The 17167-nt window shown below is 68.3% G+C and carries 11 protein-coding genes; 6 read left to right on the top strand and 5 right to left on the bottom strand.

Annotation, left to right across the window (positions count from 1 at the left end; translation table 11 throughout):
* Nucleotides 1–520: 520 nt before the first annotated feature.
* Complete coding sequence (locus AMD30_RS03650) at nucleotides 521–946, top strand: HIT family protein (RefSeq protein WP_010841677.1); 426 nt, start codon at nucleotides 521–523, stop codon at nucleotides 944–946.
* Nucleotides 943–1752 (top strand): SIR2 family NAD-dependent protein deacylase, encoded by an 810-nt coding sequence (locus tag AMD30_RS03645; RefSeq protein ID WP_010841678.1) that lies wholly within the window; start codon nucleotides 943–945, stop codon nucleotides 1750–1752. Before AMD30_RS03650 ends, AMD30_RS03645 begins: the two co-directional genes overlap by 4 nt.
* Before the next feature lie 35 nt (nucleotides 1753–1787).
* Here the strand turns inward: AMD30_RS03645 and AMD30_RS03640 are convergent, their stop codons facing one another.
* The 3 genes from AMD30_RS03640 to AMD30_RS03630 all read right to left on the bottom strand — a co-directional run bounded on the left by AMD30_RS03640 (nucleotide 1788) and on the right by AMD30_RS03630 (nucleotide 8382).
* Nucleotides 1788–5981 (bottom strand): AAA domain-containing protein, encoded by a 4194-nt coding sequence (locus AMD30_RS03640; protein WP_010841679.1) that lies wholly within the window; start codon nucleotides 5979–5981, stop codon nucleotides 1788–1790.
* Nucleotides 5982–6084: 103 nt separating this feature from the next.
* Nucleotides 6085–6417: a rhodanese-like domain-containing protein gene (locus tag AMD30_RS03635; protein WP_014926391.1), complete on the bottom strand. Its 333-nt coding sequence runs from the start codon at nucleotides 6415–6417 to the stop codon at nucleotides 6085–6087.
* A gap of 192 nt (nucleotides 6418–6609) precedes the next feature.
* Entirely contained in the window at nucleotides 6610–8382 is a 1773-nt protein-coding gene (locus tag AMD30_RS03630) for a DEAD/DEAH box helicase (protein ID WP_010841681.1), read from the bottom strand.
* Nucleotides 8383–8618: 236 nt separating this feature from the next.
* Here AMD30_RS03630 and AMD30_RS03625 point away from each other — a divergent pair, with 236 nt between their 5' ends.
* The 3 genes from AMD30_RS03625 (at nucleotide 8619) to AMD30_RS03615 (ending at nucleotide 12902) form a co-directional block, all read left to right on the top strand.
* Nucleotides 8619–10406 carry an AMP-dependent synthetase/ligase gene (locus AMD30_RS03625; RefSeq protein WP_010841682.1) on the top strand — a complete coding sequence of 596 codons (1788 nt, stop codon included), beginning with the start codon at nucleotides 8619–8621 and terminating at the stop codon, nucleotides 10404–10406.
* Nucleotides 10407–10476: 70 nt separating this feature from the next.
* Nucleotides 10477–11733 carry an OpgC domain-containing protein gene (opgC, locus tag AMD30_RS03620; protein ID WP_010841683.1) on the top strand — a complete coding sequence of 419 codons (1257 nt, stop codon included), beginning with the start codon at nucleotides 10477–10479 and terminating at the stop codon, nucleotides 11731–11733.
* 8 nt (nucleotides 11734–11741) lie between these two features.
* Nucleotides 11742–12902: a trans-sulfuration enzyme family protein gene (locus tag AMD30_RS03615; RefSeq protein WP_051129770.1), complete on the top strand. Its 1161-nt coding sequence runs from the start codon at nucleotides 11742–11744 to the stop codon at nucleotides 12900–12902.
* A gap of 19 nt (nucleotides 12903–12921) precedes the next feature.
* On the opposite strand, the gene AMD30_RS03610 is transcribed toward AMD30_RS03615, so the two are convergent.
* Complete coding sequence (locus tag AMD30_RS03610; RefSeq protein WP_051129766.1) at nucleotides 12922–14475, bottom strand: DUF7782 domain-containing protein; 1554 nt, start codon at nucleotides 14473–14475, stop codon at nucleotides 12922–12924.
* A 46-nt stretch (nucleotides 14476–14521) separates the two neighbouring features.
* A complete protein-coding gene (locus AMD30_RS03605) occupies nucleotides 14522–15331 on the bottom strand; it encodes an HNH endonuclease family protein (RefSeq protein WP_010841686.1) in 810 nt (269 codons plus the stop codon).
* 130 nt (nucleotides 15332–15461) lie between these two features.
* Between AMD30_RS03605 and AMD30_RS03600 the strand changes: the two genes are divergently transcribed.
* On the top strand, nucleotides 15462–17147 hold the full coding sequence (locus AMD30_RS03600; RefSeq protein ID WP_152467722.1) for a hypothetical protein: 1686 nt from the start codon (nucleotides 15462–15464) through the stop codon (nucleotides 17145–17147).
* Nucleotides 17148–17167 lie beyond the last annotated feature (20 nt).

The following is a 17167-nucleotide window of genomic DNA, read 5'->3' as shown; positions in this document are numbered from 1 at the left end:
TGTGTAGGTGCGGTAGATGTCGGGGGTGTTGTGCAGTTGGTGTGGATCTCGCGTCGGTCACGAGAAACGCTGTCAGCACCCGGTTTTCGTGCGCTGCCGTGAAAGGACTCGTCGACGGCGCGCGCACGACCGGCCGCCATGGCGACACTGCCGGGCCGAGCTAGCTGGTACAACAAATGAACACGCCTGCTGCACAACAGCATTGACGACAACCGACTCGTCGGGAGCCGGCGTCGGCGTGAACGTGACTCCTATGATGACACACGAAAGTGAGGGAACCCTCATGTTTGGCGGTGACCTGTCGGTATACCGGCCAGTAACCGCGCCGGTAACTTAGGGGACCATGTCAACCGGCATGGGAAGGGTCCGAAAAGCGCCAGGCCAGGCTACATACCCGGCGGTATGCCGATGGCCGAGTCTTCGCTCGGTCAACCGTTATGGAAACGTTATGTGATGTGAAGCACCCGCCGCGCGTCGTGACCCGACGTGATCGGACAGCGAGTGACCTAGAGTCGGCCGCATGAGCAGTTGCATCTTCTGCGCCATCGTCGCGGGCACATCCCCGGGGCGCATCGTCTACTCCGACGACGACGTGGTCGGCTTTCTCGACATCCGGCCCATCACCCGCGGACACACCCTTCTCGTACCCCGCGTCCACTCCGCCGGCCTCGACGACCTGGACCCGACGATCGGTGCCGCGCTCTTCCGCGCCGGCCAGCGACTGGCGACCGCCATGAAGACCGGGCCGATGTCGGCCGACGGTGTGAACCTGGCGGTGAACGACGGCCGAGCAGCCTTCCAGACCGTATTCCACACCCATCTGCACGTCGTGCCCCGGCACGACGGCGACAAGCTCAGCTTCGCCAAGGGCTTCCTCGTCCGCCGCGACTCCGACCCCGACGAGACCGCCGCCCTGGTCCGCGCCTGCATCGAGTCCGCCGGATGACCTTCGCCGGGCCGCCCGGCGCGGACTCCGGTACACCGATCCCGGCCGCGGTCACCGACCTCGTGCGCCACGCGGAGTGGATCACGGTGTTCAGCGGCGCGGGCATGTCGGCCGAGAGCGGCATCGCGACCTTCCGGGACGTCCAGACCGGGTTGTGGGAGAAGTTCGACCCGGCCGAACTCGCCACCCCCGAGGCGTGGGCACGTGACCCGGCACTGGTCTGGGGATGGTACCGCTGGCGCGCCCGCGAAGTGCTTGCCGCGCAACCCAATGCCGGCCACCTCGCACTCGCCGAACTCGCCGCCTCACGCACCGTCATGGTCGTGACGCAGAATGTCGACGACCTCCACGAACGGGCCGGTAGCGACGTCGTCAGCCATCTGCACGGCAGTTTGTTCGCCCCCAGGTGTTCGGTCTGCGGGACCCCTTACGACGGACCCGGTGCGCGCCCCGATCCTGCCGACGACCAGCCCGGCGCGGCGTCGGACGACCCCCGTGTGGTCCCGCCCACCTGCCCGCGCTGCGGTGGGGCCGTGCGGCCCGGCATCGTCTGGTTCGGCGAAGCACTGCCCGAATCGGACTGGCAGCGTGCGGATCAGGCGTTTCGCGCATCGGAGGTGGTGCTCGTGGTGGGTACCAGCGGGATCGTGTACCCGGCGGCGGCTTTGCCCGAACGAGCGGTTCGCGCGGGCATCCCGGTCATCGAGTTCAACCCCGCGCCGTCCGCTCTCTCCGACGTCGTGACCCACAGCCTGCGGATGCCGGCCGCGGTCGGCCTGCCCGCGCTGCTCAGATCACTCGGCTGACCGACGGCGTCGGCGGGCCCGGCGGCAGAGGTGCGTCACTCCCCCGCGGTGAGGTCGATCGGTTGCCACCTGACGGCGTCCCGCACCGCGCTGTCCTGATTCTGCACCGCCACGAGCGAACCCGGCTTGCATCCGCGCTCGTCGAGGACGGTCGCGACGTGATCCAGGACGCGATCGGGATCGAGTTCGAACTCCGACTCCCGCACTCGCACGAATTGCCAACCACAGCGGCGCAATTCACGCTCACGCTCCAGATCCGACCGTGCCTGCTGCCCGGTCCCGGCGAACTCGTCGGCATCGCATTCGACGGCCATGCGCGCGTCGGCCCCCAACACGACCAGATCGACGACCCGGTTGTTGACCGTGACCTTCGGGCTCACGTGATAGCCGAGTGCCGTCAGACGGTTGAACACCCGCTGCTCGAGGAGGTTGTCGAACGGGGGCACGCGGCGATCGTCGGGGACGTCACTGGGCATCGCCCCGATCGAGGGTCCCTCGTTGGCCGTGACATAGGACAGCATCGAGTAACGAAGATCGTTGGGCCGCAACTCGTCGAGACCGATCGAGTGGAACAGCCACAGCTGGTCCATGGCACGCGTCGCCGCGACGTTGACTCGGCGTTGGGACTCCGCCCGGCTCAGCGCCGAGATCGCGCCGGCGTCCGAGACGACCATCGACAGGAAGACCACGCGTCGCTCGTCGCCCTGGAAGTCCGGCGGGGACCCGACCCGGATACGCCGCGAACGCCAGGTGTCGGAGTCGATCTCGGCGCGTAGCGCCTTCTCGATCGCCTCGACCTGCTTGACGCCCTGCAACGCGATCACGCCGAAGTCCAGTCCGTCGTAGGCCGGATCGGCCAGACAACCTCGTAAGGCCTCCACGATCGCGGCCACCTCGGCGTCGTTGGTGACACCGTTGCCGGTTCCCGTCGCGGTCCCCTCGACCGCGACCGCCCGCAGCGGTTCGAGCCGGTCGGAACCGTACTGGCGCACCGGGATCAGCGGCGCGGAGCCGTAGAACTGGCGCGACGAGAACTCGATGATCTCCGGCATGGACCGGAAATGCTCGCGCAGACCGACGACGTTGCCGAATCGGCTGCGCAGCAACGAGAACAGACTCGACCGGGGCGTCAGCCCGTCGCGGAGGTAGGTCGGCAGATCGGGCAGCGCGGCATCGAGCTCGGCGAACGCCGAATCGAGTGTGGTGCCGCCCAGACCGGCGGGCGCGCACTGCTTGTCGTCGCCGACCACGATCACCCGCGGCGCCAGCCAGAGGAGGAAGGCACTCGTGATGTCGGCCTGCGACGCCTCGTCGACGATGACCACATCGAAGGAGTTGCGGCGCGGCGGCAGCGTCTCGGCCACCTGACTGATCGACATGATCCAGGCGGGGACGGCGTTCTGCGCCTCCACCATGGCCTCGCGCGCCGCGCGCCGGAAGCGATTGGCGTGCTTGCCTGATCCCTTGCCCAGGTTGATCATGTGGTCGCGATAGGACTGAACGGCCTGCAGCTCGCCGGCGGTGGTGCGCGCCAGCAACTCCCGGATGGCACGCGCGGACGCGAGACGGGTGGTCAGGGACGCGATGTCGACCTCGATCGCGTCGAGCGAGGACTGCAACCGGTCCTCGGCGAACGGATCACTACGGTCCTGTGCCCACGTGTGGGCGAACCGCCATGCCCACGCCGCACCCATGTCCCGAGCGCGCTCGATCCAGATCGGATCCCGCGCGCTCGCCCACATGGTCTTCGCGAGTTCGGGTGCGCGGCTGCGCAGTCGGAGTCCGAGCAACTCGAGGGCGTTCTGCTGCTCGGCCTCGGCCGCGGCGGCCGCGAACGCGCGGCGCGCGTCCCGGATCGCGGACGGGTCGGCCGTGCCGAGTGCCGAGACCAGCGCGTCCCCCTCCGGAGACGGCCCCTTCTCGAGTTCGGTCGTCAGTCCGTACACATGGTCGGCGAGCTCCTGCTCGGCGAGGACCGCGTCGTTGGCAGCGGCGACCGATCGCGCCTGATGAGCGACCTCGGCCACCTCGGCGACGGTGCGCGGCCTCGGCCCGCCAGGACTGACCGCCTCGAGTTCCCGCACCAGGTGTTCGCGCCCGGTGAGCAGCCGCGAGATCCATGTCAGCTGGGTGTCGAGGCGGACGAGGTGGTCGAGCTGTGCCGACCGCGAGCCCGAGGCGTCGACCGGGACGTGCAGGTCCGCGAGGATGCGATGCACCTGGTGGGTCGCGTCGACGACGGTGAGGTGATCGGCGACCCGGCGGAGCGTCGCCTCGTCCCGGGGCGGGCGACCTTCCACCGTGGCCCGGACCGGCGCGTCTTCCAGTGCGCGCTGCTGGGGTGAACGACGCAACCGTCCCCGCCACTGTCCGCCGTCGCGCAGGTAGTCGGCAGCGGCGTCGAACAGTGCGGCGTCCCCGGGCCGGTTCCCGTCGACGACGACGGTGTGCGCACCCAGGTCACGATCCCGGCGAGCCGCCTCGGCGATGACCGGCGACAACGTCGTCACACGCGACCACAGATGTGCGGCTCTCCCGGCGAGCAGCCGGTCAGCCATGTCGATGATCGGATCCGGGTACGAGGCCACCTCGCCGGAGGCCACCGCCAGGTCATCGCAGATGTCCTTGATCCGGACCAGCCGGGCGCTGTCGACCCCGTCGAGCACGGACATCAGTGTCCCGGCACCGGCCATCGGCTCGCGGGGCCGGGCGGCGATCCGATCGCAGATCGCGTCCATCTCCCCCGGCTCGGGCAAGTGGTCTTTCAGGTCGACGAAGCGCTGCGTGAGACGTGAATCGGAGCCCCCGGTGCTCGCGAGCAACTCCGCCAGCCGGACGAACTCGGCCGAGTCCAGCGGCGGAACGGCGCCGTGGACCGGACCCGGCAGCCAGTCGAACGCGGCGGCGTCGGCCCGTACCCGTCGGACGATCTGCGCCGGAGAGCCGCGGTAGTCCCCCGCGACCCATTCGTGGATCTCGGTCTCGTCCGCACGCAGGTCCCACAGTTCGCGCAGAGTCTGATCTCGTTGCCGCAGAGCGTGATCCCGGCGTGCAGCCAGGTCTGCTATCTCGGCGTCCGCGACGCCCGGGGTGAATGACGCCTTGCGTTCGGCGAGCTCGGTCACCGCGTCGACAATGCCCTCGGAACTGTCCTGGGAGACATCGGCGATCGACACCGTGAGTGCCCGCAGCGCGGGCGGCAGCATGTCCCGGAGCACGTGGAGCGCGTGAGCCTTCTCGCTCACCACCAGGACGCGCTGACCTTTCGCCAGCAGCGCCGACATCACGTTGGCGATGGTGTGTGTCTTACCGGTGCCGGGCGGACCCTCGACCACCACGCCGCTGTCGGCGCCGAGCCGGGCGAGCACGTCGCGCTGTTCGACGTTGGACGGCAGCGGGAACAGCGCATCGGCGACCAGCTCCGCGGGCTCGAGAACGCCGGGCGCCCGAAGTGCGGCGAGTCGGTCGGCGGCCTCGATCGGCCGGACGAGCTGCGCCAGTCCGACCGGCACCTCCGAGCTCTCGTCCCGTAGGTCGGCGATGATGGCATCGTAGAAGGCGAGCGAGCTCTCCACCCCTCGGCGGCGCAGGACAACAGCCGGCCGGGCCTCGACCTCGAGGCTCACCCGTGCCGTGTCGACATCGATCGCCTCGCGCCACTCGGCCACCAGCTCGGTGGTCTTCGGAGACAGCACAGAGGTCTGCGCGGACAACTTGCCGCGGATCTTGACCGCTCCCGCGAGATCGAGTCCGTCCACCGCGGCCAGGAGATGCGTGTCGTGCACGGCCGGCGACGAACCCGCGCCGAGGGACAGCCGGATCGTGTCGTCCTCGTCGCGATCGACGACGAGCGCCTGGGTGAGAAGGTGCTCCCGGACGATCGGCGCGGCGTCGTCGTCCGCGGCATCTCGTACCGTGACCAGCGCTGAGGCGACGACGAGCTCGAGCTCCTCGGGATTGTCGACAAGCGCGTCGACGAGGGCGCCGAGCCGGGAAGATGCAGCATCCGGTGACCCGGCGTCGGCCGCCTCGTGCTCGAGCTCCACCACCACCTGGCCTGGAAGGGCATTCGAGCGCACGGGCACCGATGTGGACGGACCGACCCAGACGTGACCGGGATGGCCGGTGATGTCGTGGACGTCACCGGAGCGGGACCGGACGAGGTCGGCCAGAAACGTCATCAGCCGGGTGACCTGATCGCGCAGCATCTCGCGAGCGTCATCCTGCATACCGATGTGTTCCTCTCGTGGCCGGCGACTCCTACGCTACAAGACGCTGGTCAGAGGAACCCGCGCAGTCGCGCGGGACGGCGTCGGATCACCAACCGGCGTCTCAGCCGTTGGTGCGGGAACGCAGCGCGCGGTAGCCGCCATCGACGTAGCGCACGTTGGTGTAGCCGCACTCGGCGATCTGCTCGGCGATCCGCGGGGCCTCCGATCGGACCGACACCACGGCGATCTCGGTGTCGCGGTCACGGATGACCGGAAAGGTGCCCGAGGGTGTGGGGGCGAACCGCGTCGGCACCTCGGTGGGATCGACCACGAGGGCACCCGGCAGGCTGCCCTGATGCCGCATCACCTGCGGACGTGCATCCACGACGACCGCGTTCCCCTCGCGGCTGTGACTCATTGCCTCTGCTGCTGAAATCGCATTCACCACTGACACCGGTGACTCACCAATCCTGTTGCTAGAAATATCCGTGTCTCATCACGCTCGCGTCGACCACCGCGTGATGATCCGCGCTTGGATGACCCCCGCTGACCAGGTTACGGAACGATCTCGAATTGACAAGTTTTCTCACGCAGCTCTCAGAACTGCGCAATTGTGCGCATCTTCTGGTAGATGGGCGCCGACGGCTCAGGAATGACGACCGCGGCCGGCCACGCGCGGCGACGGACGCTTGCCCCAGCTGTCACCGCGACGACCGTCTCGTCCGCCTCCATGACCTCCGGCGCCGCGCTTCGCGCCACCACGTGTGCGCGGCGACCCCATGTCCTTGCGGATGTCGATCGGATTCTTGCCGATCTTCGTGTGCCGCAGATTGGACAGGGTCTCGTTGTCGAGGTCGTCGGGCAGTTCGACGAGGCTGAAGTCGTCGCGGATGCTGATGTTGCCGAAGTCGGCGCGGGTCAGGCCGCCCTCGTTGGCGATGGCACCGACGATCGCGCCGGGCGAGACCTTGTGTTTGCGGCCGACGGCGATCCGGTACGTCGCGAAGCTCGCGCCGGGGCGCCGCGGAGCACGCTCACGCTCCGGGCGCTTCTCGGACTGCGGCGGGTCCGGGGTCATCAGGAACCCGCCGTCCCGCGTCTCGAGTGCCAGCGCTGCGGCGATGTCGGCCATCGTGACATCGTTGTCCCGCGCGTAGTTCTCGATCAGCCCGCGGAACAGGTCGAGGTTCTCCGACGACAGGTTCTGCGTGATGGAGTCGGCGAACTTCGCCACCCGCTGGGCGTTGACGTCGTCGACACTGGGCAGGCCGATCTCGGTGAGCGTCTGCCGGGTGGCGCGTTCGATCGCGCGGAGCAGGTGACGTTCGCGCGGCGAGACGAACAGCAGCGCATTGCCCGACCGGCCGGCACGCCCGGTGCGGCCGATGCGGTGCACATACGACTCGGTGTCGTGCGGGATGTCGTAGTTGACGACGTGCGAGATGCGGTCCACGTCGAGTCCGCGCGCGGCGACGTCGGTCGCGACGAGGATGTCGATCGAACCGTTCTTGAGCTGGTTGATCGTTCGTTCGCGCTGCGCCTGGGCGAGATCGCCGTTGATGGCGACCGCGGAGAATCCGCGGGAACGCAGCTTCTCGGCCAGCTCCTCGGTCGCCTGCTTGGTGCGCACGAACACGATCATGGCGTCGAAGGTCTCGACTTCGAGGAACCGCGTCAGTGCGTCCAGCTTGCGCTGGTGGGAGACCTGCAGATAGCGCTGGGTGATGTTCTGCGCGGTCGCGGTCTTCGACTTGACCGTGATCTCCTGCGGAGAGTTCAGGTACTTCTGCGCGAGACGGCGGATGGCACTGGGCATGGTCGCCGAGAACAGCGCGACCTGCTTGGTGTCCGGGGTCTCGGCCAGGATGCGCTCGACGTCCTCGGCGAAGCCCATCGTCAGCATCTCGTCGGCCTCGTCGAGGACGAGGAACTCGAGTCCCGAGATGTCGAGGGTCTTGCGGTCGAGGTGATCGATGACGCGCCCAGGGGTGCCGACGATGACCTGCGCGCCACGACGCAGACCGGCGAGCTGGACGCCGTAGGACTGCCCGCCGTAGATCGGCAGGACCTTCACCTCGGGCATGTGCGCCGAGTAGCGGCCGAAGGCCTCGGAGACCTGCAGGGCCAGTTCTCGGGTCGGCGCCAGGATCAGGGCCTGCGGCGTCCGCGCCGAGGTGTCCAGCCGGGACAGGATGGGGATGGCGAAGGCCGCGGTCTTACCGGTGCCGGTCTGCGCCAGGCCCACCACGTCGCGCCCCGACAGGAGGGTCGGGATGGTGGCCGCCTGGATCGGCGACGGCGTCTCGTAGCCGACATCGGTGACAGCGGCGCGGACCCGCGGATCGATTTCGAGGTCGTCGAACGAGCCGACAGAGGGGTCGGCCGGGGCGTCGTGCTCGCCGTGATCGGAAGTACTCATGCGGCGGAAGTCTCATTCATCGCCCTCAACTGTAGTGGCCCTCCACCAGAAAGTCGGCATCGTGCCCGTGCGAGGTCGCATCGGCCCCGTGAGCAGGGCATGAACCACGATTGTCGACCGGTGTGATGCATCCCACGAATACTGGTACTGTCAGTGCCACTCATCCGGCCATCGGCCCCGGTCACACGCATACCGATGTCCGGAATGTCCATTTGTTCTCCCGTCTCAGGAGTGCCATGCAGCAGCAGTACGCCACCCCGTCCGATCTCACGATCGACGACAAGGCGACGACCGTCGACACGATCCTGCGCTACCGCGCGGAGCGCCCAACGATGCCGCTCTTCCGCAAGCGCTCGCACAACCAATGGGTCAACGTCACCGCCAAGCACTTCACCGACGAGGTGGACGCGGTCGCCAAGGGTCTCATCGCCTCGGGCGTGCAGCCCGGGGACCGCGTCGCGATCCTCTGCTCCACCCGCTACGAGTGGACCGTCCTGGACTACGCGATCTGGCGCGCCGGAGCGTGCACCGTCGCGATCTACGAGACCTCCGCGCCCGACCAGGTCCAGTGGATCCTCGAGGACTCCGGCGCCACGTTGCTGTTCGTCGAGAACCATGAGCACTACACCCGCCACCTCCGGGTCATCGACGAGACGGCGACCCTCAAGGAAACCCTGGTCATCGACGAGCACGCGCTCCCCACGGTCACCAAGCGCGGCGCGAAGATCGCCGATGCCGACCTCGACCAGCGTCATGCGAACGCGTTGTCGTCCGATGCCGCCACGCTGATCTACACCTCGGGCACCACCGGACGTCCGAAAGGTGTGCTCCTGACCCACGCGAACTTCCTGGCCGAGACCGCCGCGACCCGCGACGCGGTCGGCGCCGGCATGCGCGAGGGCAAGTCGACGCTGCTCTTCCTGCCGCTGGCACACGTCTTCGCCCGCGTCGTCGCGGTCGGTTGTGTGGAGAACGGCGTGGTCCTCGGACACACCAATGATCTGACGAACCTCGTGGCCGACCTCGGCGTGTTCAAGCCGAACTACGTGCTGTCGGTGCCCCGCGTGTTCGAGAAGGTGTACAACTCCGCCAAGCAGAAGGCCTACGACGGCGGCAAGGGGTCGATCTTCGACAAGGCCACCGACACGGCGATCGAATACAGCAAGGCGATCGAGGCCGGCAAGGTCGGACTCGGCCTGAAGCTCCGCCACGCAGTCTTCGACAAGCTCGTCTACGGCAAGCTGCGCGACGCCCTGGGTGGCCAGTGCGAGGGCGCGATCTCCGGTGGCGCCCCGCTCGGTGCGCGCCTCGGTCACTTCTTCCGCGGCGTGGGCATCCCGGTGTACGAGGGCTACGGACTGTCGGAGACCACGGCTGCGGTGACCGCCAACAACGAGGACAACCAGAAGGTCGGCTCGGTCGGCCGACCGATCCCGGGCGTCACCGTCGCCATCGCCGAGGACGGCGAGGTCCTGCTCAAGGGACCGGTCGTGTTCGGCGGGTACTGGAAGAACCAGGCCGCCACCGACGACGCCATCCGCGACGGCTGGTTCCACACCGGAGACATCGGCACGCTCGACGACGGATACCTGTTCATCACCGGCCGCAAGAAGGAACTCATCGTCACCGCCGGCGGCAAGAACGTCTCCCCGGCCCAGCTCGAGGACACCATCCGGGCGCACCCGCTGGTGAGCCAGTGCCTCGTCGTCGGCGACAACAAGCCGTTCATCGCGGCGCTCATCACCATCGATGCCGAGGCCGTGCCCGGCTGGCTGGACCGTCACGGGCTGCCCGCCGACACCCCGATCTCGGACCTGGTCGAGAACGCCGACCTCAAGGCGGAGATCGACGCCGCGGTGAAGGAGGCGAACACCAAGGTCTCCAACGCCGAGGCGATCAAGAAGTTCTCCATCCTCGACACCGACTTCACCATCGACACCGGTGAGCTCACCCCGACGATGAAGCTCAAGCGCAACGTGATCCACGACGCGCACAAGGAAGCGATCGCCGACCTCTACACCTGAGCAGAACTCATCACGACTCGCCGCGGCCCGGGATGCCCCCGGGCCGCGGTGCTGTCTATCGTGCAAGTCAATGAAACGAGACCTGGCCATCGACGCCACCCGTGGGGTGGCGATCTGGAGCATGATCACTGCGCATTTCGCGCATGAATCGACGCTGGCCACTCCGACTCACGCCTATCCCTACGTCGACGGCATGTCCGCGTTCGTGATGCTGTCGGGAATCGTCCTCGGCCTCGTCTACCAACGGTGGGTCACGCGTCACGGCCTCGCCTTCGCCTACAAGCGACTGGCCAAGCGGATCATCGTGCTCTATCTGTGCCAGCTGGCCATCGCGCTCGTCGCGGTCGCGGCCGCCCTGGCCGGCCACCGCTGGCTGACGCTCCTGCTGCCGGTCGACGGCTGGGGCGACGGCATCTGGCTCGCGCTGACGATGCAGTACCTGCCGAGCGGCGGCAACATCCTGCTGCTCTACATGGTTCTGCTGATCTCCGCGTTCGGACTCTTTCCGCTGTTGCGCCGGGGCTGGTGGGTCTGGGTTCTCGGCGCCTCGCTGGGTCTCTACGTGTTCTCGCTGATCTACTCCCCCGGGTGGTTCTACCTGAGCGCCTATCAGGCCGCCCCGCACATCCAGAACGTCGCCGGCTGGCAGATCATGTTCGTCCCCGCCCTGGTCATCGGCTGGAACTGGTCGCGCTGGCGGGTGCCGGAGTTCGTCGACCGGTGGCTCGTCGCGATCGTCGCCGTCGCCCTCGCGGTGGCGTTGTTCTTCCACTTCGGCATCGACTACGGCCCCTGGGCGCACCTCGAGCCGTACGTCGCCGACAAACTCGACTTCCGTCCGGCCCGGGCGATCGGCGCGTATCTCGCGATCCCGGCCGTCTACGGGCTCTTCCGGCTACTACTCAAGTGGTGGCATCACGACTGGCTGCGTCCACTCGTCATGACCGGGACCCGCAGCCTCGACTCCTATGTCATCCAGGCGATCGCGCTCGTCGTGGTCCCCATCCACATCGCGCACCGCCCGTGGGACACGGTCACGATGGACGCCGTCGCGCTGCTGGTGTTCGCCACCTGCTGGGGCTGGGCCGAGTTCCGCTACTTCGCCCACGTCGACAAACTGCACAAGCTCCCGGTTCGGGCGGTTCGCCTGATACGTCCGCACCGACCCGAGATCACCCCGGGACCCGGGCCCGGCGTACCCACCCCGGAGACGTCGGACGCCGGCCGGGGAGCCGGACCGCTCGTCGACGACCAATCGGAGGCGGACCGGACCGGCCCGAGTCGAACCGGGGCACGTACCGAGGAACCGATGGGAGTTCATCCGTGACGGGTGAGATGACACGCAGTGTGCATGCCGGGAACGACTCGTCGGGCCCGTCGGTGCGGACTCCCATCACGATGGCGAACTCGTATCACCTGCCGCCCGAACCCGAGACGATGAGCTGGTCGGGCACCGAGCAGCTGTTCTACACGCGCAACACCGGCGCCAACCAGGTTGCGTTGCAGGACAAGCTGGCCGCACTCGAAGAAGCCGACGACGCCGTCGTCCTCGCCTCGGGGGTGGCCGCCCTCCACGCCGTGTTCTTCACCTTCCTGTCCGCGGGTGACCACGTCGTCGTATCCGACACGACGTACGAGGCCACCTGGAAACTGTGGTCGGATCTGCTGCCGCGGAAGTACGGGATCGAGGCCACCTTCGTCGATGTCGGGGATCTCGACGCGACCCGCGCCGCCCTGCGCCCCGGAACCCGCATGCTGATCGCCGAGACGATCGCCAACCCGACGACCAAGGTCGCCGACATCGGCGCTCTCGCGCAGATCGCCTCCGACGCCGGCGCGCTGCTGCTCGTCGATTCGACCTTCACCCCACCCGTGCTGTACCGCCCGCTCGCCGACGGCGCCGACCTGGTCGTGCACTCGCTGACCAAGTACATCAACGGCCACGGCGACGCGATGGGTGGTGCCGTGCTCGGCCGGCCGGAACTGATCTCACAGATCCGGGAGCAGGCGATGGTCGACGTCGGCGGCGTGATCTCGCCCTTCAATGCGTGGTTGATCGCGCGCGGCGCGATCACCCTGCCGCTGCGGTTCGCTCAGCACCAACGCAACGCCGAGCGGGTGGCCGCCTTCCTCGACGAGGACCCGCGTGTCGCCTATGTGCGCTACCCGGGACTGGCGTCGCACCCCGAACACGACCTCGCGGCACGACAATTCGGCGGTCGCGGCTTCGGGGGCATGATGGCGTTCGCGGTCCGCGGCGATCCGGCCACCCAGAACCGCTTCGTCTCGGCGCTGACGACGATCACCTCGGCGGTGTCACTGGGTCACGACGAGTCGCTCATCGTGCATGTCGGTGCCGACGGGCCGCGGGTCGCCGCCTACCCCCAACCGTTCCGCGAGTGGGGACACTTGCGGTTCTCGGTGGGACTCGAGGATGCCGACGATCTCGTCGCCGACCTCGCCGCGGCACTGGACGCGACCTTCCCGGTTCGTTGAGCCTCCGCCGCAACCACTCTCAGGTCGCCTCGTAGAGAATCCCCCGGCCGATCGCTTCGCGGACCACGGGCAGCGCGGCCTCGGCGAGAGCATCGGCGTCGATGCCGTGGAAGTCGGCGAGGAGTTCGAGCAGGACGCCCAGCGGAACCTGTCCCCGACAGCCGGCGAGCAGCGCGCGCGAGATCTCGTCGACGCCCATCACGGCGCCGGGCCCGCCGGGCCGCCGGACAGCCGCCGATACCTGTTGCCAGCCCTCGTCACCCGGCAGCGAGTGTTCCTCGAGCATGACCGGCGCCGCCGACAGGCGCCGCGCGAGCAATTGGTCGTCGGAGGTCTCACGCAGGTAGCGACGTCGCGCCAGGAACGCCTGCGCCTCGTATCCGGTGACCTCTTCGCCTGCGCCGGTGATCTCCTCGATCACGACGTCGGCATCGCGGTCTTCTCCCTCTAGCGGGGCCCGGGCGGTGATCGACCCCATCCCGATGGCGACGATGCCGTGGGCGTCGAACCACTCGAGCCACTCCGATCCTCGTCGCGCGGCGGTCGATTCGTCCTCACCGGCATCGGACAGCCACAGGGAGACGTAGCTGATCGGGTCGGCGACCTCCCGCTGCACGACCCACGCATCGAGTCCGGTGCCGGCGAGCCACGAACCGACCCTCTCCTGCCACGGTTCGCCGTCGCGGATCACCCAGTTGGCAAGGATCTGGGCGGTACCACCGGGATTCAGATGCGCGGGCAGGTCGCGGACGAGTTGCTCGCACAGTCCGTCCCCGACGACGCCGGAGTCGCGGTAGATGTAGTCCTGTCCACCCGCGCCGACGACGAACGGCGGATTGGACACGATGAGGTCGAATCGTTCCCCGGCGACGGGTTCGAACATGCTCCCCGCGCGCAGATCCCACGACATCCCGTTGAGGCGGGCGGTCGCGGCGGCCAGCGCCAGCGCCCGCTCGTTGGTGTCGGTGGCCACGATCTGCTCACAGTGGGCGTCGAGATGCAGTGCCTGGATGCCGCATCCGGTACCGATGTCGAGCGCGCGGCGGACGGGTTCGCGGATGACGGCGCGGGCCAGCGAGATCGACGCGCCGCCGATGCCCAGGACATGGTCGCGAGCAACGGGTCCGGGCCTCATCGCGGCGTCCTGATCGGCGACGACGAGGTAGTCGCGGGTGTCATCGGCGTGCGGGCGGATGTCCAGGCGGGCGCGGAGCCGCGAACCGTCGACCCGTGCCAGCACGCCCTGGGCGACCAGCACGTCCGTCCCGGACGTCGGAAAAGCCGCGGCGACAGCGTCGTCGGGTTCGTCCGAACCCAGCAGGAACAGTCGGATGAGAGTGGCGAGCCGAGCGTGCTCGCCGGTGACCTCGCGCGTGACGGCGAGGGCCGGCCACCAGACGCCCCGGACGAGTGCCTCGTGGGCGTCGGTGCCGAGCAGGTCGGTGACGCCGTCGTTCGTGTATCCCGCCGACCGCAGATCGGCACCGAGCGCCGCGACCACGGTGTCGACGGTCAGCGGATGACCGGTCGCGTCGTCGGCGAGTGGCTGGGGTCGTCCCTGATCCGCGGTCACGGTCGCCAAGGCTACCGACGAGGCGGCCGCCCGTGGCCGGACGGGTTCAGCACGAGGCGAGGACCCGTCGCATGGCGTCGCGTTCGGCTGGGGTCACCCACAGTCCGTAGGACTTCTTGACCTCGATCTGCCGGCCGACGTAGGTACATCGGTACGCCTTGTTCGGCGGGAGCCAGGTGGCGGCGTCGCCGTCGCTCTTCTGCTGGTTCACAGTCCCGGAGACGGCCTGCAGATTTCTCGGATCGTTCGCGAACGCGATGCGCTTGCCCGCAGCCCATGAGGCAGCACCTTTCTGCCAGGCGTCCGACAGTGCGACGACGTGGTCGACCTGAACGAGCGCCGACGTCTCCTGTCCCCGCGTGAACGGGATCGTCGTACCGGTGTACGGGTCGGCCAGCGTGCCGGCGAGGACTCGACAACCGTCGGCGTGGAACGTGATCCCGGTGAGGTCTCGCCGCAGGATGTCCTCCCGGGTCCGGCAGCCGTTGCGGCCGAATTGCACGTCGGCCGCGTCGTCCCAGGCCCTGCCGAACCGGGTCCGCGCATAACCGGTCTTGGGCGCGCGACCCTTCACGTCAAGCGAGGCGAGGTCGGTCAGCGCACGATCGGCGGCGGGAGCCGAGGTCTGGGGTTGCGGTGACGGTGACGCAGACGAACCAATGGCGGGAGAAGTCGGTGTGGGTGGTCCCGATCCGGGCGCGGTGTCGATACCCGTCCCGGTCACGAACAGAGCGCTCGCCCCCACGGCGACCGACACTGCGGCGATCACCACCGACAACCATGCCGCTCGACGTCTCACCTCGGAATCGTTGCACGACGCACCGACAGTGCCGCCGGTCACCCGGTGCGCGGACATCCGCCGCGCACCTTAAGATTCGTTCGACTAACTTCCCCTTCGCGGACTGCACTGGTCGCGCACGACGCCGCGGTGGCGCACGGGCGTCGCTGTCGCCGGGGTACCAGACGACTATTCGGGTAGTGGGTGCATGAGTTCAGGTCGGGGCAATGCAGCACGGCGGGTACAGCCATGGGTTCTGCGGATCGTTGCCGTGTTCACGTTGACGATGTCGTTGCCCACCCTCGCCGGCGGGACGAGCACGGCCGCGATCCTCGGCAGCACGGCACCGTTCTCCGTGTCGCCGTTGCGCGCGACGCCGGTCCACGAGCTGACTCCGACGGTCGACCCGGAAACCGAGACCTACCCGGAACGGCTCGAGCGCATCGACAGCCTGACCCGCCCGCTGCTGCCGACGCCAAAGTCGCTCGACAGTGCCGAAACACGCTGCGCAAGCGGTGATTTCACAACCCTGTCCGTGGTGTACGACTCGATCTTCGAGTCGGTCTACGACGTCTTGCCGCCCTCCTTGCGGGCGTCGGCGCGCGCCAGCCGCATTGCGGCACACCGTGACATGAGCCGGTTGCACATCTCGACCCTCGCCGTGACCGAGCATCCGCTGACGCTCGGCGCCGACGACGACGATCCCGCACTCGACTACCGCGACCCCATCTCGCAGCTTCTCGTCTCTAACCTCCTCAAGATCCGCGACGGCAGACACGCCGAGGCGATCCCGCTCGGGAACATAACCGTCATCCAGGCCGTGGAAACGGTGTGGCTGTACATATTCACCACGGTCCTGATCCCCGCACGGCTCCTCGTCGGGTCGGCACCCGACCTCGGCAGCCCGTTCGCCGGCACCGATGCCGACGGCCTGGCACAGTTCGTCACCTACAACTGGCTGATCTCCGCCTTCGTCTTCTCGGCCGAATTCGCCGTGAAGGCCCTCCTGCGCGCCACCGCGAAGACCGTTCTCGACCAGTGCGTCGCACGTGTGACCGAGGAGCAGCGCGCCCAGGCCGGGCGTCCGAGTGACACCGTCCGCTTCGACATCCCGATTCCGCCGATGGTGGCCGAGATCGCCGACCACCTAGCGCTGGCCGATGTCGAGACCTGCACGCCGATCGGCTCTCTCACGCTCGGTCGGCTGGTGCGGTACGTGTCCGAGCAGGCACAGGAGAACAACCCCGCCGATGCGCCGCCGATCCGCGCCGAGACCACCCGGATCCTCGGCGTCATGCGCGGAATCCGCATCCACCACAACCTGATCCCGCTCGACCCGGCAGAAGAACGATCGGTCGGCGAACTGGGCGCGTCATTGTTCGGCTCGCTGATTCCGGTCTTCGGCGGCGCCCCGCTCGACATACTTCTGGGCATCGGACACAACCTCGGCCATGGGGCGGACCCCTGGGAAACCGTCTCCCTCGACGAGCTCACGGTCAGCAAGCCGATCACCGCGGCGCATTACGCCTACAAGCTCGCGCTGCACCTGATCCGCGAGGTCGGCAACGTCATCGAGCCGTCGATCCTCGGTGACAGCCCGCTGCGTCCGACCCGACTGCTCGTGACCGTCCTGGGGCTGCCGATGACCTACGGGCTGGTGACCGCGCATCACGTGATCCGGTCGATGTGTCTGCGTGCCGACGACACCTCCGGGAGCGGCTTGGGCGCCGAGGCGAATCGGCGGATGGCGACCGACTCCACCCCGCGTCCCGGTACAACTCGCAATCGCGAATCCCCCCGACCGTCGGCGTCGAGAAGATCAGAACGGCCGCGCGCGACAAGCTCTATTCCGCACCCCGAGCCGCCCCGATTCGGCATTCCCGGCCTGAATTGACGCATTCGATCCGCATTCGG

Source organism: Gordonia sp. HS-NH1 (genome assembly GCF_001418765.1).
Classification (GTDB): domain Bacteria; phylum Actinomycetota; class Actinomycetes; order Mycobacteriales; family Mycobacteriaceae; genus Gordonia.
The sequence above is the reverse complement of the archived record's forward strand: the minus strand, read 5'-3'. Positions and strand labels throughout refer to the sequence as shown.